The following is an 18,801-nucleotide window of genomic DNA, read 5'->3' on the forward strand; positions in this document are numbered from 1 at the left end:
AGATGCGATCCGGGTGAGGGGTATCTCTCCGCGCGCCAATCTGCCTTTCGTATCCGCAGATGCAGACCCCTCATCCGGCGCGGACTTCGTCCGCGCCACCTTCTCCCACAAGGGGAGAAGGAAGGCGTTCACGGCAAAACCGCCTCACTAGATTTCACACTGACCCGGGAAGCGATCATGCTGGCAATCTCCGATCTTCACGTCGCCTACGGCCAGAGCGAGGTGCTGCACGGGCTCAACGTCAAGGTCGCGCCCAACGAGATCGTCGCGATCATGGGCCGCAACGGCATGGGCAAGACGACGCTGATGAAATCGCTGATGGGCATCCTGCCGGCCAAGAGCGGCTCGGTGACCATGGACGGCGCCGAGCTCGGAAACCTGCCGAGCTACGAGCGGGTGGCCAAGGGCCTCGCCTATGTGCCGCAGGGCCGGATGATCTTCTCGACCATGACGGTGAAGGAGAACATCGAGACCGGCCTCGTTGTCTCCGGCGGGACCGAGGTGCCCGGCGACATCTACGAATTGTTTCCGGTGCTGCTGGAGATGAAGGGCCGCCGCGGCGGCAATCTCTCCGGCGGCCAGCAGCAGCAGCTTGCGATCGCGCGGGCGCTCGCCACCAAGCCGAAAGTGCTGCTGCTGGACGAGCCAACCGAAGGCATCCAGCCTTCCATCATCAAGGACATGGCGCGCACCCTGAAGCGCATCCGCGACGAGCGGGGGCTATCGATCGTCGTATCCGAACAAGTCCTGAGCTTTGCGCTCGACATCGCCGACCGCGTGCTGGTGATCGAGAACGGCGAGATCGTCCGTGACGATCCGCGGGACGCCGTCGATGCCGCGCAGGTCTCGAAATATCTGTCCGTCTAACCAACCGTGTAAAGGGGAGCATCTCGATGCCAGAGACACTGATCAAGGTCGATCTCACGAAGTCGCCCTATGAAAATGACATGGTGCACAACCGCTGGCACCCCGACATCCCGATCGTGGCCTGGGTCAATCCCGGCGACGATTTCATCATCGAGACCTATGACTGGACCGGCGGCTTCATCAAGAACAACGATTCCGCCGATGATGTGCGCGACATCGATCTATCGATCGTGCACTTCCTCTCGGGCCCGATCGGCGTCAAGGGCGCCGAGCCCGGCGACTTGCTGGTGGTTGACCTGCTCGATGTCGGACCGCTCAAGGAGAGCCTGTGGGGCTTCAACGGCTTCTTCTCGAAGCAGAACGGCGGCGGCTTCCTTACCGACCACTTCCCGTTGGCGCAGAAGTCGATCTGGGACATCAAGGGTCTCTACACCTCGTCGCGCCACATACCCGGCGTGAACTTCGCGGGCCTGATCCATCCCGGCCTGATCGGCTGTCTGCCCGATCCGAAGATGCTGGACATGTGGAACAAGCGTGAGGCCGAGTTGATCTCGACCAACCCGACCCGCGTTCCCGGCCTCGCCAACCCGCCGTTCGCACCGACCGCCCATGGCGGCCGCGCCAAGGGCGACGCCAAGGCCAAGATCGGCGCGGAGGGCGCGCGCACGGTGCCGCCGCGCGAGCATGGCGGCAATTGCGACATCAAGGATCTCTCGCGCGGCTCGAAGATCTACTTCCCGGTCTACGTGCCGGGTGCCGGTCTCTCGATGGGCGATCTGCACTTCAGCCAGGGCGACGGCGAGATCACCTTCTGCGGTGCCATCGAAATGGCCGGCTGGCTGCATCTGAAGGTCGAGGTGATCAAGGACGGCATGGCGAAGTACGGCATCAAGAACCCGATCTTCAAGCCGTCGCCGATCACACCGAACTACAAGGACTATTTGATCTTCGAAGGCATCTCGGTCGACGAGGCCGGCAAGCAGCATTATCTCGACGTTCACATCGCTTATCGTCAGGCCTGTCTGAACGCGATCGAATACCTCAAGAAGTTCGGCTACTCCGGCGCGCAGGCCTATTCGATCCTCGGCACCGCGCCGTGCCAGGGGCACATCTCGGGCGTGGTCGACGTGCCCAATGCCTGCGCCACGCTGTGGCTGCCGACGGAGATCTTCGACTTCGACGTGATGCCGTCGTCGGCAGGTCCGATCAAGCACATCACGGGCGATATCCAGATGCCGATATCGCCGGACAAATGACACTGCGCTCCCTCTCCCCGTTCTTACGGGGAGAGGGGTGGGGTGAGGGGCTTCCGCACGAACGGTAGCAGTGAGTTTGCGGAGACTCCCCCTCCCCCGGAACGCATCTTGCGATGCGTTCCGACCTCTCCCCGCAAGCGGGGCGAGGTGAAGCGGATGCTCCGTCATCACCGAACGCGAAGGGATACAAGATGCCGGTCTATGAATATCTCTGTGGCGACTGCGGTCCGTTCAAGGACCTGCGCCCGATGGCGGAGTGCGACGATCCGCAGGCCTGCCCGAATTGCGAGACGATGGCGCCGCGCGTGATCCTGACCGCGCCAAACTTCTTCTGTATGCCGTCCGAGAAGCGCAAAGCCCACGCCGTCAACGAGCGCAGCACGCACGCGCCGCAGACACTCGCGCAATACAAGGCCTTGCATGGCCCCGGCTGCGGCTGTTGCTCATCGGGCAAAACCGCATCGGACAAGAAAAAGCCCGCGCGGCTGGTGACCAAGACCAAGAGCGGCGCCAAGGGCTTTCCCACCGCGCGGCCCTGGATGATCAGCCATTAACGCATGCGGCCGACCTCCCGGCGGTAACCTCAAACGAATAAAGTACAGGAGCGGTCAAGATGCTTCACGGTGACATTTCCAGCAGCAACGACACTGTCGGCGTCGCGGTGGTGAACTACAAGATGCCCCGCCTGCACACCAAGGCCGAGGTGCTCGATAACGCTCGCAAGATCGCCGACATGGTGGTGGGCATGAAGACCGGCCTGCCCGGCATGGATCTGGTAATCTTCCCCGAATACTCCACGCACGGCATCATGTACGACTCCAAGGAGATGTACGAGACCGCCTCGGCGGTGCCCGGTGAAGAGACCGCGATTTTTGCCGAGGCCTGTCGCAAGGCGAAAGTATGGGGCGTATTCTCGCTGACCGGCGAGCGCCACGAGGAGCATCCGAACAAGGCGCCCTACAACACCCTGATCCTGATGAATGACAAGGGCGAGATCGTGCAGAAGTACCGCAAGATCATGCCGTGGGTGCCGATCGAGGGCTGGTATCCCGGCAATTGCACCTATGTCTCCGACGGCCCGAAAGGGATGAAGGTCAGCCTGATCATCTGCGACGACGGCAATTTTCCGGAGATCTGGCGTGACTGCGCCATGAAGGGCGCCGAGTTGATCGTGCGTTGCCAAGGCTACATGTATCCGGCCAAGGAACAGCAGATCCTCATTTCCAAGGCCATGGCGTGGGCCAACAACGTCTATGTCGCGGTCGCCAATGCCGCCGGCTTCGACGGCGTCTATTCCTACTTCGGTCATTCCGCGATCATCGGCTTCGACGGTCGTACCCTGGGCGAGACCGGTGAGGAGGAATACGGCATCCAGTATGCCCAGCTGTCGAAAAATCTGATCCGCGATGCGCGCCGCAATGGCCAGTCGCAGAACCATCTCTACAAGCTGGTCCACCGCGGCTATACCGGCATGATCAATTCCGGCGAAAGCCCGCGCGGCGTCGCGGCTTGCCCGTATGATTTCTACAAGAACTGGATCGCCGATCCCGAAGGCACGCGGGACATGGTCGAGGCGATGACGCGGTCGACGCCGGGGACCGACGAGTGCCCGATTGACGGCATCCCGAATGAGGCGGGCGCGAGCAACTACTGAGTCGCCGCTGAGACCGCAAGATGCGAACAGCGGTCAACACCCGGATCGATCTGGTTCGGCCTGCCTATGCGTGGAATAACCAGTGGGCTACGCAAAAGCGTGGCCCGGTTGCAACATCGGCTGGCGAATCTGCCTAAGTTGTGCGCCAAACGGACGCTACCGGCCGAGTCGAGGTTTACGGAACCTCCCCATGGCCTAAGTTCGTCGCGGAACGGCTGGGATTGGGGAATGTGACGTGAAGGGCGAGGGGCTATCGAGGCAGCAGAATCGACTGCGCCGGCGCGGCGTCGTGTCGTCTATCGGCGCGTCGGCAATCCTGACGCTTGTCCTCGGCCTCTCGACGACATCGGCCAACGCGCAATGCGCGCCCGATCCGGCCACGAGTGGCCAGACCGTCACCTGTAGCGGCACCGACGCCGACGGCTTTCAGGCCGGCGTCGGCGTCGACAGCCTCACCGTCAACGTGGTGTCCGGCGCGACCGTGAACGATAACGGCGCGGTGTCGATCGGCGTCAACGACTCCAACACCGTGACCAACAACGGAACGCTGTCCGCAGGCGCGGGTCTGACCGGCATCAGCGTGGGCAATTCGAACACCGTGACCAACAACAGCACCATCACGGTGCTTGACAACGGCCTCGGTATCTCCGCGCTGAATAACAACACGATCGCCAACGCCGGGACGATCACCACGGGTGATGGGGGCGCCGCGATCTCGGTCCAGGACAACAACGTCATCACCAATAGCGGCGGTCTGACGGTTGGGACATTGGCGACAGGCATCTTCTCGGGCCAGGCCAACACAATCACCAATGCCGCGACGGGCACGATCACCGGGGGCGTCGATTCGACCGGAATCTTCGTCTTTGGGGGCGGCACCGTGACCAATGCAGGCGCGATCACGGTCGGCGCTGGCACCGGTTTCACCGGCGGCATTGTGGCGAGCGCCGACGGCAATACGGTTACCAACACAGCGACCGGCACGATCTCGGTGGGCACGAACGCCGTCGGCGTCCTCATGCAAGGCGCTTTTGAGACTGTCAGCAATTTCGGCAGCATCACGGCCGTCGGTTTCGGCATGGGCATTTCCGTGCAGGGCGATGACGCCAAGGTGACCAACGGCGGCAAGATCACGACGGGCGACGGCGGATCGGTGGGCATTTCGGTGGTGGGCGACCGGGGCGCGATCAGCCAAAACGGGACGATCAGTGTCGGCGCCTTCGGCGTGGCCGTTGGCTATTCCGGCCTGTCCGGCACGGTCACGAACGGCGGACGGATCACCGGAGCCGATTCTGCCGAAGGCATCTTCGTCGACGGCGACTCCAACGTCGTCACCAACAATGGCACGATCACCGTTGGCGCTTCCGGCATCGGCATCGACGTGTACACGGCGAGTACGACCAATCAGGTCGTCAATACCGGCACCATCACCGTCGGCGCCAACGGTATCGGCATCAGCGTGAATGGCGGCGCCAACGTCTTCAACTCGGGAACCATAAACGCCGCGACCGGCTTTGCCGCGATCGAGTTCTGTATCTGCGGTCCGAACACGCTTACGCTCGGGCCCGGCAGCATCATCAACGGCCTGGTGCTCGGCACCGGCACCGACACGTTCCAGCTCGGCGGCACCGGCAAGGATACGTTCAACCTCGACCTGATCGGCACCGGCCTCCAGTACGACGGCTTCTCGACCTTCAACAAGATCGACAGCTCGACCTGGACGGTGACGGGTACCGGCAATCAGGACTGGAATGTGCTGGCTGGTACGCTCATGCTCGCTGGCACCATCAACGGCAATGTGACCGTTGCCGCCGGCGGCACATTCGGTGGCATCGGCACGGTCGGCAACACCGTCGTCAATGGCGGCACGCTGGCGCCGGGCAATCCGACCGGGACACTCACCGTGTCCGGCAACCTCTCGTTCACGACGGCGTCGAGCTACATGGTGCAGGTCTCGGGTGCCAGCAGCGGCCTCACCGTCGTGACTGGAACGGCGACGCTTGGCGGCGCCACGGTCTTGGTCGTGCCGACCGGCTCGATCGCGAAGCACTACACAATCCTGAACGCGGGAACAACGCTTCCCGATACGTTCAACCCGGTCGTTGCGGGTCTGTCGTCAAACCTGAAAGCCAGCCTGAGTTACGACCCGAACAACGTCTTCCTGGACCTCTCGCTGAGCTACGGCACCGGCCTCAACGTCAATCAGCAGAACGTCGCCAACGTGCTGGCACGCTACTTCGATAGCACCGGCAGCCTTCCCGTGGCCTTGGCCAATCTTTCGCTGGCTGGCCTGACGCAGGCCTCCGGCGAGCCGGCAACGGGTTCGCAGCAGACGACGTTCAACGCAATGAACCTGTTCCTCGGCCTCTTGACCGACGTCTTCAGCGCCGGGCGCAATGGCGCGCCCGGCGCGACACCGTTTGCCGACGAGGCGGGCGTGAATGCCTATGCTGCCTCCGGCAAGCGTCCGCGCGATGCCTTCGCCGCGATCCAGCGCAAGGCGCCACCGCCGACTTTCGAGCAGCGCTGGAACGTGTGGGCCGCCGGCTACGGCGGTTCGCAGACGACCGATGGCAACGCAGCGCTCGGGTCGAACAACACCACCAGCAGCGTCTATGGCACCGCCGTCGGTGTTGATTACCGCTTTTCGCCGTCGACGATCGCCGGCTTTGCGCTTGCCGGCGGCGGCACCGGCTTCAACGTCAACGGGCTCGGCTGGGGCCGCTCGGACCTGTTCCAGGCAGGCGCCTTTGTGCGTCATACCGTCGGACCGGCCTATGTCACGGCGGCGCTGGCCTATGGCTGGCAGGACGTCACGACAAATCGCATCGTCACGATCGCCGGTGTCGATCAGTTGCGTGCACGGTTCAACGCCGATGTCGTCTCGGGCCGTATCGAAGGTGGCTACCGCCAAGCCACATCTTGGATCGGCCTGACGCCCTATGCTGCGCTCCAGGCCACCATGTTCAGCCTTCCGAGCTATTCGGAGTTTGCAGTGGTCGGCAACAACGCCTTTGCGCTCAACTATGCCGCCAAGAGCGTGACCAGCACCCGCACCGAGCTCGGCCTGCGCGCTGACAGGTCGTTTGCGGCCGCCGGCGGCGTGGTGACGCTGCGCGGTCGCGCCGCCTGGGCACATGACTTCAACCCGGACCGCAGCGTCGGCGCGGTGTTCCAGACGCTGCCGGGCGCGGCCTTCGTCGTGAACGGCGCTGCGCAGGCGCGCGACTCCGCTCTGACCACGGCGTCGGTGGAGATGAACTGGATGAACGGCTGGTCCGCGTCGGCAACCTTCGAGGGCGAGTTCTCGAGCGTCACGCGCTCCTACGCCGGCAAAGGTGTCGTGCGTTACGCGTGGTAGGCTTTACTGCTTCTTCTGCGGCGGCTTGCGCGGAGCTACGGGCGTGCCGCTCATCTTGTTGGCGGCCTCGCTGATGTCGGGCAGGGTCCTGCGGCCGTCCTCGAGGAAGGACGCCGATTTCTTCTTCATGGTATCGGCGAGCTCGTGCAGTCCCTGCACCTTCTCGAACAGCTCGTCCGCCTTGCCGTTGACGAAGCCGGGCACCACGCCTTCGATCTTCGTGACCGCCTTGTCGAAGCCCGCGAAGGCGCTGTCGATCTTGGTCATGACCGAATCGATCTCCGCGCCCTTGCTCCTGAGATCGGCGGTGTAATTTTCGAACGTGTGCAGGCCGTCCTTGATTGCGGGAGCGTTGCTGACGATCGTGCGATCGACACTATGCAGGGTGTCGACGATGGATTCAGCGTCACTGAGATCGGCGGTCAGCACGGGAATGCCGTCCGCATCCAGCGGCACCGGCGGCGCGGAGGGGGCGCCTCCGATCAGCGAGATCGCGGCGACGCCGGTGAGACCCTGGAACTCGATGCCCGCCACGGTGTCCTTGCGGATCGGCGCGACGTTGTCGAGCATCACCAGCGCCACGACCTTGCGCGGATTGTCGAGCTTGATCGACAGGATCTGGCCCGCCGGCACGCCGTCGAAATTGACCGGGCCGCCGCGGCGCAGGCCGCTGGCGGAACCGCCTTCGAACACGACGCGCAACTGGCTGCGGCTCTGGATAGTGCGCCATTTCTGCACGCCGAGCATGCCGCCGAACGCCACGGCGATCACCGCCAGCGTCGCCGTTCCGATCACCAGATTGCTCGCGCGTGCCATCAGGTGCGATTCTACGGCCAAAGCGGAGAAGTTGGAAGCATGGCCGCAATGTTAAGTAGGCCGGGTTAGCGAAGTGTAATCCGCCATTGTCTCTTGCGTGCATGGGGCCGAATTGGCGGATTGCGCCGCGCCAATGCGCCCCACACGACGTTAGTGCCCGGCGGCGCGTTTTGCCGCGGCATTGTTCAGGACGATGAGGGCATCGACGGCCACGCCCGTCCTGGCGTTGATCAGGAACGGATTGACGTCGATCGATGCGATCCGGTCGCCGGCATCTGCGATCAGGTTGGACAGACCTACCAGCGCCTTCACGGCGGAGGCCTCGTGCAACGCCGGCTTGCCGCGATAGCCACCTATCTTGACGCCGGCCTTGGTGCGGCCGATCAAAAGTCGCGCCTCGACCTCGTCCAGCGGCGCGCCGGCGAGCGCCACGTCCTTCATCAGCTCGATGTCGATGCCGCCGGTGCCGAACAGCACCACGGGCCCCATCTCGGCATCGAGCGAGGCGCCGACCACCAGCTCGAGATCGGCTTTGACCTGCTGCGCGATCAGGATGCCGTCGAGCCTGGGCTTGCCCTTCAGCCTCTTCACCCGCGCGGTGATATCGGCAAACGCCTTCTTCACCTCGGCCGCGCTGTTGAGGTTCAGCACCACCCCGCCGATGTCAGACTTGTGCAGGATCTCGGCGCTGACGACCTTCGCCACGACCGGAAAGCCGATTTGTTTGGCGATCTTCACGGCCTCCGCTGCCGTCCGCGCGATTTCCTCCTTCGAGACCGGGATGCCGTAGGCCTTCAGCAGCTTCTTCGAGGCGACCTCGTCGAGCGCGGCACCGCTCGCCGATTTCAGCGCCTTCTCCAGCACCGCACGCGCGGCAGGCTTCGAGCTCGAGGCGATGTCGGGCACCTCCTTGCGCAACTTCGCATAGTCGAGCAGGGATTTGATCGCGGTGACCGCGCGGTCCATGCCCTGCATCACCGCCAGATGCGGCAGCGATTTACGCAAGCCCTTGGTGAAGTCGGTGAAGCCGATCGACATCGCGCTGATATAGATCACGGGTTTCGAGGCCCGGCTCGCCATCTTATCGACGATGCGCAAATTGCGCTCGCGCAGCTCATGCGGCGCCTTCGGCAGCTCGGAATCGATGATGACGATGTCGATCTCGGGGTCGTCGATCATCAGCTCGATCGACTTCATGTAGACGGAGGGATCGACCACCGCGGCAAATCCGGCGTCGAGCGGGTTGCCGACGATCGAGCCCGGCCCGAGCATCTTTGCCAGTTCGCTGCTGACATGCGGGCTCAGCGGCGCGAAGTTCAGGCCGGCTGCGTAGAAGGCGTCGATCAGCATGCCGCGCTTGCCGCCGGACAGCGTGACCGCGGCGAGCCGGTCGCCTTTGGGTACCGCGGCATGCACGAAGCATTCGGTGGTCTCGATCAGCTCGTCGAGCCCGCCCACGCGGATCACGCCTTCACGGGTCGCAACGGCGTCGAACGTCTCGATCGACCCCGCGAGCGCACCGGTGTGTGCCATCGCAGCCGCGCGGCCGCCCTCGGACGCCCCGAGCTTGAGCGCGATCACCGGCTTGCTCGCCGCGCGCGCAGCCTTGCAGGCGTCGCGGAACGCCTTGGTGTTGCGCACGCCTTCGAGATAGACCACGATCACCTTGATGCTTGGATCCTCGGCGAAATAGCGCATCAGGTCCGGCGTCTCGAGCCCGGCCTCGTTGCCGGTCGTCACCATGTAGCCGACACCGACGCCGCGATCCTCCAGCGCCTGGCGGATTGCCATGACGATGGCGCCGGACTGTCCGGCGATCGCCACGGTACCTTGTTCCACGGTGACGATGCGGTCGTCGATATTGGTGAAGAGTCTTTCACCGGCGCTCAAATTGCCGAGGCAGTTCGGACCGGTGACGGCGAGGCCCGTTTCGCGCACCGCCTGGTGCAATTCGGCGGCGAGCTTCTGGCTCTCCTCATCCTGCAACTCGCTGAAGCCCGAGGTGACGATGGTGGCCGAGCGTGCGCCGGCCGCGGCGGCGTCGCGGATCACCTGCACGGCAAAGCGTGCGGGCACCAGCACCAGCACGTGATCAGGCTTTTCCGGGAGGCTGGCAAAGTCCTTGTAGCAGGGGACGCCCCAGATGGTTTCGCGTCTGGCATTGACCGGATAGAGCCCACCCTCGAAGCCGTACTTGACCAGATTGTTCCAGATCCGCTCGGCATAGTTGCCGGGCTTGTCGGTCGCGCCCACCAGCACGATGTTGTGCGGGTGCAGCAAGGCGTGGATGCCCTTGACGACATCGCTGGCATCGGGTCGCGGAGACCATGGCCGCGAAGAAACCGACGCAGCGAACACCTGGGCTTCCATGGCGCATCCTCACATTTTGTTTTTGTTGCAGCGCGCAGTCGTGCGCCGAGTTCTGGCGGGGCTAAACGTGACGTGCTCCATGCCGCGTGACGGAATGGGTGGGACCTCACGAGAAGGCTAGCATCACCAGACTTTCGGCGAAAGTGCGAACAATCTGGTGAAGTGCTACGAATGGCCGACGATCATCCCCGAAGTGGTGCTCATGCCGCTGCTGTCCGTCGTGGTGCCGACGCTCAACCGTCCCGATACGCTTCGTCATGCGCTGGCGACCATGGCCTGTCAGCCCGTGAACGCGGATTGCGAGTTCATCGTCCAGAACAATGGCGGCAATCCCGATATTACGGAGATGGTCGCAGGACTCCGGGACGAACGCTTCAAGCATTTTGCCAGCGATGCCGTTCTCACCATGACCGATAATTGGGAGGCGGCACTCGGCCACGCGTCGGGCGAGTACGTCACCTTCATCGGCAATGACGATGGCCTGATGCCTTATGCCTGCGCGACGGCAGTGGGCATTCTCGCAGACCGAACAATCGATCTCCTGAGCTGGCGCGCCTACAGCTACTACTGGCCGAACTACTATCATCCGGCCTTCCGCAACCGGCTGCTTGCCGAGATCGACCTCACTTCGTCGGCAAGGCGCATCTCTTCACGCGACGAACTGGCGCGCATCTTCGGCTTCCAGCTTCACTATTCGCATCTGCCGATGGTCTACAACTCGTTCGTCCGCCGCAGCGTCATCGACCGGATGCGTGCAATCGGCGGCCGCTATTTCATCGGACTTTCGCCAGACGTGGCGTCCGGAATCGCCAATGCCGCGCTGACCGACAGCTTCGTTCGTCTTTCACGCCCCCTCGGCATGGCCGGCTTTTCGGAACACAGCACCGGCCACGCGCTGTTCTTCGAGACCCCAGATCTTCTCGCGACCGCACGAGGGTCTCGAGACTTCGGAGCCATTGACGGCGATCCCAAACTTCCCGATCTCAACGCGCTTCAGCTCTTCATCGCCAAGGACATGCTCGTCCTGAAGCGTCTGCTTCTCTCCGATGACGCCAAGGTGCGCGTCGACTTCAAGGCGCTGGCGCAGGCGCTTGCGACCGACATCAACAATCGGCCGCTGCTGTATGACCAGACCGTGCAGACGATCGGCGAACTCTCGCGCTCGATGCCGCCGACATCATCGTCCCGGCATGCCTTGCCGATCGTCCGCCGCCCGGCCGGGGCGTGCGTTCAACCGGACCCGCCCGTATGCTCTATGAACTCGACGGCTCGACGCTCGGACTCGATTCGATCGCGGATGCGGTGCGCGTGATTGCGCAATTCGTTCCGGATCAGGAGCCGGTCGATCCGGCAGGTCTCGAAGCGCCGGTGCCCGTGTCGATGCTTGGCGCAGACGAGCTCGGCTTCGCGCGCGACGGAAACGGTGTTGCGGCGCTGATCGCGGGATGGGGCGAGCCTGAGGAATGGGGCGCCTGGTCCGTTGCCAGGCAATGTGTGCTCCGCTTCGAGGTGCGCCCCGTTCCGTCACGACCGGCCGAAATCGTCTTATCGTGCCGGGCTTTCGTCTCCGACGGGAATCCGCAACTGCGCGCCGTCTGCCGCGTCGGCAACGGGGCGCCGCAGGAATTGATGTTCTCGATGGAAGCGTTCACCGGCCTGCGCAGGCTGAAGCTCGACCCGGCCGCGGTTGCTTCCGACGGAACGCTGACCATCAGCCTCGCGCTGTACGATCCGCGCTCGCCCGCCCGATCTGGCACTGAGCTCCGATGTGCGGCCGCTCGGTATCGGGCTCGAACGGATGTGGATCGAGGCCGCCGGGATCAGTGCTCCACCGGGTTCTTGATCGCTGCCTGCTCAGTACTGCACCAGGCCAAGTCTGTAGCCGTAGTGATAGGCCAATTGCTTCATGAGATAGGGCGCGATGGCACGCCGTATCTGGATATGCGTCGGCTCGAAGCCGAGCACGCGGCGTCGCAAAATGCCCATTTCCCGCACGCCGACTGCATAGGTTGCGGCCGTCTTCTGTGCGTCGTGGATACGGAAACAGGCGAGAAACCGCGGCAGGCGCACGAACTTGAAACCCGCGGCCTGCGCCCGCAGGATGAAGTCCCAGTCCATCGCATAGTGGAAACTTTCGTCAATCGGGCCGATGCTGTCCCACACGCGCTTGCGCCAGAACATCGTCTCCTGCGGAATGTAGTCGGCAAATTTCAGCGCCTTGCCGTCGTGGGGCGGCAGCACGGCGCGACCGACCTCGAGTCCCTCGCGATCGATGAAGACGCGATGGCCGTAGACGACATCGACATCCGGATGCGACATGAAGTAGTTGGCGACATAGGCGAGCGTCCCGGGCAGCAGCATGTCATCGCTGTTGAGATAGGCCATGATCTCGCTGTCGACGCCGGCGAAGCCGAGATTGATGGCGTTGGATTGGCCCTTGTCCGGCTCGCTCTTCCAACTGATACCGCCGCCGCTGCTCTTCAGCAGATCGAGCGTGCCGTCGATCGAGGCGCCGTCCTGCACGTGATAGTGCAGCTTCGGATAGCCCTGGCTCACGATGCTCTCGATCGTGGCGCCGATATATTGCGCATGGTTGTAGCTCGGCGTGACCATCGCGATCTGCGGCGCATCCGCGGGGATCGCGGGTGCAGGCTTGAAGTCGTTCAGGTTGAGCAGACGCGGCGGATATTGCTCGAAGGTCCATATCGGCGGCCGCCGCCAGAGGCTGCGAAGCGAGGATCGTCTTTGCCCCGCGGCAACGAGATCCAGATTCCTTTCCAGTAGCGCGATGCGGTTTTCGAGCTGCTCCAATCGCTGTTCGAGACGCTGCCTGAACTCTTCGTCCATTTACCGTTTCTTCCCGGCTGGCGCAGAATAGATAAATCAGCCGGCCATTCTTATAGGTCTCCGGCCGATCGCGCCAGTTCAGAGGTCCCATCAAAATGCGATCGCGCGGCGCCTTTACTTGCAGTCCAAGTAGGGTCGGCTGATTCCAACAGGGGCGCAGACAAACCTACCCGCCGGTCTCGATCAGCGTTGCATGAAGGATGTAGCGCTCGGGCCCGGACGTGACAGCGTCGAACGGCCAACAGGTCGTGAGCACCAGTTCGAAATGCTCGGTCGCCGGATCGATGCCCGATGCATCGAAACGAACCACGGCCGAGGAATCCGCGCGATAGCGGAAGTGCCTGCCGTCGCGGCGTGTGATCTCGATCACGTCACCGACGGCAACATTCCGCAAGAAACGGAAATGCGTGTCGCGATGTGCGGCATATACAACACTGCCGCGCTCGCCGGCATCAACCGTTTGGTCGATATGGCCGGGACCGAAGGCAAGCGCCTGGCCGCTTGTGCCTGCGAGCACGATGGCGCTGGCGCCGATCCGCTTCACCTCGATCCGGGCAACCGGCCAGGTGTCGGCCCAGGACCACGGCTTGACCGTCTGGCCCGTCGCAACGCTGCTGTCGAACGCGCGCTCCAGCAGCACCTGCGCGAGCCAGGCCTTGGCGTGGATGTAAGTGCCGTCGCTGAACAGGATGATGCCGACCAGCGCCAGAACGAGGGGGGAGATGAGGCGGGGCATGGGTATCGAGGTTGTTCGTCGTTCAAAAAAGGCGCGCGCGGCCGTTGGGGTGGGACGGGCAGCCGCGCGCGCTGAAGCAGAGGAGTTCGGGGGCTCCTCTCTCAAGCGGCGTCAGTGAGCAAGGGCTGACGCCGGTTGAACACGAACAGGATCAGGGAGAGCATGATCAGGATCAGGCCTGCGATCATCTTCAGCTCGGCCGAGGTTGCGGTCTTGGGCAGACGGATCGCGTCAGGTGCGGCAGGCGTCAGCCGCCTTGCCGCAGGCCGGCCATTTGCATCGGCGCGGCGATCGCGCAATTGCGTGGGTGCCTGCTGCGGCCGTTCGCCAAACACCTTCTCAAAATCCCAGCCGGCCGGCAGATTGATCGGCAATTCGCTGAGCTTGAGCGGCTCGCTTTCGGGACGGCTCGGCATCTTGTCGACCGCGACAAGGCTGGTCAGTCTGGTGACGATCTGATGGTCGAGCGCCAGCGCCAGGATCGTCTTGTCGGTCTCTTCCGGTGTCATCTCGCGCATGGTGCGCGCCACTTCCGCGTCGCCGATCTTGCGCTTCGCCCAGAGCTTTGACAGGCCCTTGCCTTCGGCGGCATTTTGCAGCGGCAGCGTCACTGACCACGGTCGGTCGCCGACCCGCCCCTTGATCTCGAGCGAGCCCGCGAGCTTGTCGAGCTTCGCCGCCAGCACCAGCGGCTCGTCGCGATAGACGTCGGGAATGATCGCCGGGGTGACGTCGGCCTTGGCCTCGGAGAATTTTGCGGTGAGGCCGGTCACGGCAGGATTCTCCAGCTTGGCGAACAGGCCGCGCATGCGCTCCTCGACCTGCTCGACGGAGCCGATATGGGTGAAGGCGCCGCGGCCGAGCTCAGCTGCGCGCGTCATCAAGTAGGTGTTGGGCGCGGACCCGATGCCGATCATGAAGACGCGCGAGCGACCGCGCATCGCGGTGATCGTTTCGAACAATTGCTGCTCGTTGCCGATTGCGCCGTCGGTCAGGAATACGACCTGGCGAACCATGCCGGTGTCGGCGAGCTTGTCGGTCAGCGCCGCGCGCATCGCCGGCACCATCTCGGTGCCGCCGCGGGCCTGCAACGCGCTCACGAACGAGGTCGCCTCGTCGACATGCGCCGCATCCGCGGGCACGGAGGCCGGGAACAGCACATCCATGGTGTCGTCGAAACGAATGACGTTGAAGCGGTCATTCGGCTGGAGACGAGAGAGTGCGTAAGCCAGGCTTGCCTTGGCCTGCACGATCGACGTGCCGCCCATCGAGCCGGAATTGTCGATCACGAACACGATTTCGCGCGGCAGCGGCTTCTGCGTCGTCTGCTCGGCCGTCGGCGGGGTGACGAAGGCGAGCAGGTAGTCGGCATCGCCGACATGCTCACGGAACAACCCGACCGAGGGCGCCTTCGCCGCGGCCGGCTTCCAGGTCAGCTCGAAGTCGCGGTCGGCGGGAACGGTGCTGTCGGCGAGCGTGACGACGCGCGTCGTATTATCCGGGCTCTCGATCTTGACGTTGTGGTGATGGCTCTTCACCTCGCCGAGCGCGAAGCCGGCCTTGAGGCGCACCGTGATGCTGGTCGGATTGATCGGTGGATTCTTGGCGGGGTCCAGCACGGGCGGCGAGATGCGGTCGCTGTCCGGTACCGGGCTGGAGGTGGTGGCGCCCCAGCCGGAGCCATCCTGTCGGAACTCGACGCTCTGCACGATCGGCGCCGGATTGTAGCGCGGTCCGACCACCAGCGGCAGCCGCAGCGAATATTCGCTGCCGGACTGATGCACCGGCTCCTGGTATTCGATCTGCACCAGCACAGTCTCGCCCGGACCGATATTGGCGACCGAGTTGGTGAAGATGTTGGGACGCTCCTGCTCCGTGAGCGCGGCCTTCTGGCCGGCGCGGCGCGCCTGCTCGTAGATGACGCGCGCCTGCTGCCGTTCCTTGATGTCGCCGACGATGACGCGGTCGCCGACCACCATCTTCAGCGTATCGACGGCGCCGTCGGTGGCGAGCGGGTAGACATAGGTCGCCTCGACCCAATCCTTGGTCGGATTGCGGAAGACCTGGGTGACGCGGGCGCGCAGCGTCGGGCCCGACACCGTGATGTCGATGTCGATGCCGAGACGGATGGCTTCCGTATAGGCGCCGTCCTCCTTCACGAGGAGGGTGCCGGAGCGGGCATCGCCGGGCTGGAGCAGGCTCGCCTGCTCCGTGGTCGCCGACCAGCCCGGCTCGAAGCTCACCAGCAGGGCCACGAAGCTGAGCAGCATCACCGCTATGCCCTGCACGAGAAGAAACAGTCCGATCTTGATCAGCCTGCCCAGCATGGGGTGTTCGTCGCTGTCGGCTGCGTCGTAGGTGTCCATTTGGCCTGCTCCCGAAGGATGTTTTGGTGATCTCAGCTTCCGCCGGAGAAGCAGATTTCGCGAGCAGAACGATCGGCAATATTCCGCCATGGCCGGCCCGGGCGGACCGCCGCCGGGACGGCCATGTGCGGTTTTGTGCTGACTTGTCCGCTCTGCTAGAATGGCCGCCCTGGAGCGGGGCTAGAGATGCAGACGCAGGATAAACTCGCCGACAAGCAGCTTTCGGACGAGCAAAGCCGCGAGATCGCGGAGACCATTCGCGAGGAGCTCGCCAGACGCCGCATCTCGCGGCAAGCGCTGGCCGAGCAGGCCAAGCTCAGCCTCTCGACGCTGGAGAAGGTGCTCGGCGGACGCCGCCCATTCACACTGGCAACCACGGTCCGGCTGGAACAGGCGCTGGGCGTGTCCCTGCGCAAGAGTGCCGTCGTGGCGACGCCTCCGGCCACAAACGATGTCGCGCCAGACAGTCTCGGCTCCTATTCGCATCGCGCGGTGAGCTGGCTGGAAGATGTCTACATCACACTGCGGCCGTCGTTCGGCGACAAGGACGCGATCTTTGCCTATCGCACCGAGATCGTCTGGGAGCCGAAGATCCCTTCACTGGTCTTCCGCGAGGGCGAGCGGACCGATGCCGCCTACGAGCACACCGGCGAAGTCGCCGTGCCGCATCAGTCCGGCTTCATCTATCTCGTCATCATCAAGCACGGCCAGCATCGTGTGATCACGGTGTCGCGGCCGACGGTGGCCGGCGAGATGTACGGCATCATCTCGACGCTCCGCGCCGGCCCCGGCTCGCAGCTGACGCCGATCGCCGCGCCAATCGCCTATGTTCCAATTAGAATCGTTCAAGAGCCGACCCTGGGACGGATCGCGCCCGACAATGCCAACCACGCACTGTATCGCAGCCATCTGCGCCGCACGGTGGAAGAACCGTTTGCGCTGTTTCTTCCGGTATAGTTCGTTTCGCGAACAAAATAGTCCAGCATCCGCCGCACATCCGTTTATAAGTCCGTCATGCTGGACGCGCCCGCAAAATCCGGCGGTGTATCCCCGCTGTTCTCGGTCATCATCCCGCTCGAATATCACCGCGGGCAGTGGGAGCAATCCTGGCTCGGCTGGACGGCGCAGACCGCGGACCAGTCTCTCTATGAGATCATCCTTGTCGTGCCGCCGGACTTCACGGCGCGCGAAGAGCTGAAGGTCCTCGCCGGCGACAGGGCGCGCCTCGAATTCACCGAATCCGAGCACGACATCGGGCTCTGCGCATTCGGCGCAACCAGGGCTCGCGGCAGCTATCTGTTCTTCACGGAATCGCATTGCTGGCCTGAGCCCGACGTGATCGAACTCTGCATCCGCGCGATCAATGATCATCCGGATTGGGCGGGGTTTTCCTGCCGGTCGGTCCCGATCTGCCACAATCGCCTGTCTGTGGCGGAAGCTGCGATGTATCAGGCCGATATCGAGTTCGGCATGAAGCAGCATCCCTGGCGCAAGGTGCTGGATCAGTGCTTCGTGACGCGGCGCGACGTCTACGAGGAATGCGGGGGCTTGCGCGAAGAGCTCGGCCATTTCGCCGAATGGGTGCTCGCCGCCGGATATTTTGCGCGGGGCTATGCCATCGGTTATCTGGAAGAGGCGCGCTTCCATCACTATTACATCGGCCGGCTCGGCGAGCTGAAGAAATTCACGCTCGATTTTGTTGAGGGCGAGATTCGCTATCTCAGCGAGGAGCGCCGCGATCCCGGCAGCGAACTGCTCGAAATTCCAATCGAATGGAGCGAGCGTGACAAATTCGACGCCTCGCTCGCCCGCAATGCGCTGACCGCACTCGTGCGCTACAGCCTCTCGGGCCGGGGCTGGAAGCAGCCTGACGAGAAGCTGCGTGCCTTCCGGCGCTGGGCCGCTCCTGCATTGCTCGGCGACCATCGTGCGCGCATCGCCGCGCGTCTCGGTGTCGTGCATGCGCGCGCGATCCTGGCCGCACTGACCATGGTCGGATCGAGCGAGGCCATCGCACGATGGTTGAAGCGCTATATCGCAGCGCTGATCCGGCTTCAGAGACTCGATTGCATCCGTCGCGTTCGCCGGCAAGCAAGGCCCGCTGCGAAAGTGCGCGGCGGCGGCGTCCTTGCGCAGCTCGGATTCCATTGCATGGAATCCTCAGCCGGCCACACATTTTGCTGGAGCGAGCCGCAGGCCGCGGTCCGCATCAAAGGAGTTCCGGGCCGCAACATTGTCCGCATCCGAAGCCCTGCCCTCCGCGCGCCGCTGGAGAAGATCGGTGCGTATTTCTATCTTGACGGCGCGCGCGTCGATCCCGCCGCGATCGTGATCGGTCGCGACAGCTACACGTTGAGCCTCTATCTGCCGCCATCGGGCATCGCTACCCTTGCGTGGGCATGTCCGGTGTTAAGGGGTGTCGGCGATTCGCGTTGTCTTGGCCTGTCGATCGTGGCCATCGACGTAGGGCAGGACGCGCGTGAGACCGAGGACGCGCCGCCCTTCACTGAAAGAGAATAGCGGCCTTC

13 protein-coding genes are annotated in these 18,801 nt (G+C 63.8%); 8 read left to right on the plus strand and 5 right to left on the minus strand.

Going from position 1 to position 18,801, the window contains the following annotated elements; genetic code table 11:
- Window positions 1-177: 177 nt before the first annotated feature.
- From urtE to IVB18_RS01745, 5 genes are all read left to right on the plus strand, one after another.
- The gene (urtE, locus tag IVB18_RS01725) at window positions 178-867 is read left to right on the plus strand and encodes an urea ABC transporter ATP-binding subunit UrtE (protein ID WP_247987621.1); all 690 of its coding nucleotides are present in this window, start codon (window positions 178-180) and stop codon (window positions 865-867) included.
- Between the two features lie 26 nt (window positions 868-893).
- Complete coding sequence (fmdA, locus tag IVB18_RS01730; protein WP_247987622.1) at window positions 894-2,123, plus strand: formamidase; 1,230 nt, start codon at window positions 894-896, stop codon at window positions 2,121-2,123.
- Between the two features lie 191 nt (window positions 2,124-2,314).
- Window positions 2,315-2,677 (plus strand): zinc ribbon domain-containing protein, encoded by a 363-nt coding sequence (locus IVB18_RS01735; protein ID WP_247987623.1) that lies wholly within the window; start codon window positions 2,315-2,317, stop codon window positions 2,675-2,677.
- Between the two features lie 59 nt (window positions 2,678-2,736).
- Window positions 2,737-3,777, plus strand: a complete 1,041-nt coding sequence (locus IVB18_RS01740; protein WP_247987624.1) for an aliphatic amidase — start codon at window positions 2,737-2,739, stop codon at window positions 3,775-3,777.
- Between the two features lie 289 nt (window positions 3,778-4,066).
- Window positions 4,067-7,138: an autotransporter outer membrane beta-barrel domain-containing protein gene (locus tag IVB18_RS01745; RefSeq protein WP_247987625.1), complete on the plus strand. Its 3,072-nt coding sequence runs from the start codon at window positions 4,067-4,069 to the stop codon at window positions 7,136-7,138.
- A gap of 3 nt (window positions 7,139-7,141) precedes the next feature.
- Here IVB18_RS01745 and IVB18_RS01750 read toward each other — a convergent pair whose 3' ends face one another.
- A complete protein-coding gene (locus IVB18_RS01750; protein ID WP_247987626.1) occupies window positions 7,142-7,954 on the minus strand; it encodes an MlaD family protein in 813 nt (270 codons plus the stop codon).
- Between the two features lie 150 nt (window positions 7,955-8,104).
- A complete protein-coding gene (locus tag IVB18_RS01755; RefSeq protein WP_247987627.1) occupies window positions 8,105-10,324 on the minus strand; it encodes an acetate--CoA ligase family protein in 2,220 nt (739 codons plus the stop codon).
- 157 nt (window positions 10,325-10,481) lie between these two features.
- Between IVB18_RS01755 and IVB18_RS01760 the strand changes: the two genes are divergently transcribed.
- Entirely contained in the window at window positions 10,482-11,636 is a 1,155-nt protein-coding gene (locus IVB18_RS01760; RefSeq protein ID WP_247987628.1) for a glycosyltransferase, read from the plus strand.
- A 542-nt stretch (window positions 11,637-12,178) separates the two neighbouring features.
- On the opposite strand, the gene IVB18_RS01765 is transcribed toward IVB18_RS01760, so the two are convergent.
- The 3 genes from IVB18_RS01765 to IVB18_RS01775 form a co-directional block, all read right to left on the minus strand.
- Complete coding sequence (locus tag IVB18_RS01765; RefSeq protein WP_247987629.1) at window positions 12,179-13,171, minus strand: glycosyltransferase; 993 nt, start codon at window positions 13,169-13,171, stop codon at window positions 12,179-12,181.
- A gap of 166 nt (window positions 13,172-13,337) precedes the next feature.
- Window positions 13,338-13,907, minus strand: coding sequence for a class GN sortase (locus IVB18_RS01770; protein ID WP_247987630.1), 570 nt, complete (start codon window positions 13,905-13,907; stop codon window positions 13,338-13,340).
- A 101-nt stretch (window positions 13,908-14,008) separates the two neighbouring features.
- A complete protein-coding gene (locus IVB18_RS01775; protein ID WP_247987631.1) occupies window positions 14,009-16,273 on the minus strand; it encodes a marine proteobacterial sortase target protein in 2,265 nt (754 codons plus the stop codon).
- A gap of 186 nt (window positions 16,274-16,459) precedes the next feature.
- Here IVB18_RS01775 and IVB18_RS01780 point away from each other — a divergent pair, with 186 nt between their 5' ends.
- Complete coding sequence (locus IVB18_RS01780) at window positions 16,460-17,230, plus strand: helix-turn-helix transcriptional regulator (protein WP_247987632.1); 771 nt, start codon at window positions 16,460-16,462, stop codon at window positions 17,228-17,230.
- Between the two features lie 57 nt (window positions 17,231-17,287).
- Entirely contained in the window at window positions 17,288-18,793 is a 1,506-nt protein-coding gene (locus IVB18_RS01785) for a hypothetical protein (protein WP_247987633.1), read from the plus strand.
- Window positions 18,794-18,801 lie beyond the last annotated feature (8 nt).

Origin of the sequence: Bradyrhizobium sp. 186, from assembly GCF_023101685.1 — a bacterium.
Lineage (GTDB): Bacteria > Pseudomonadota > Alphaproteobacteria > Rhizobiales > Xanthobacteraceae > Bradyrhizobium.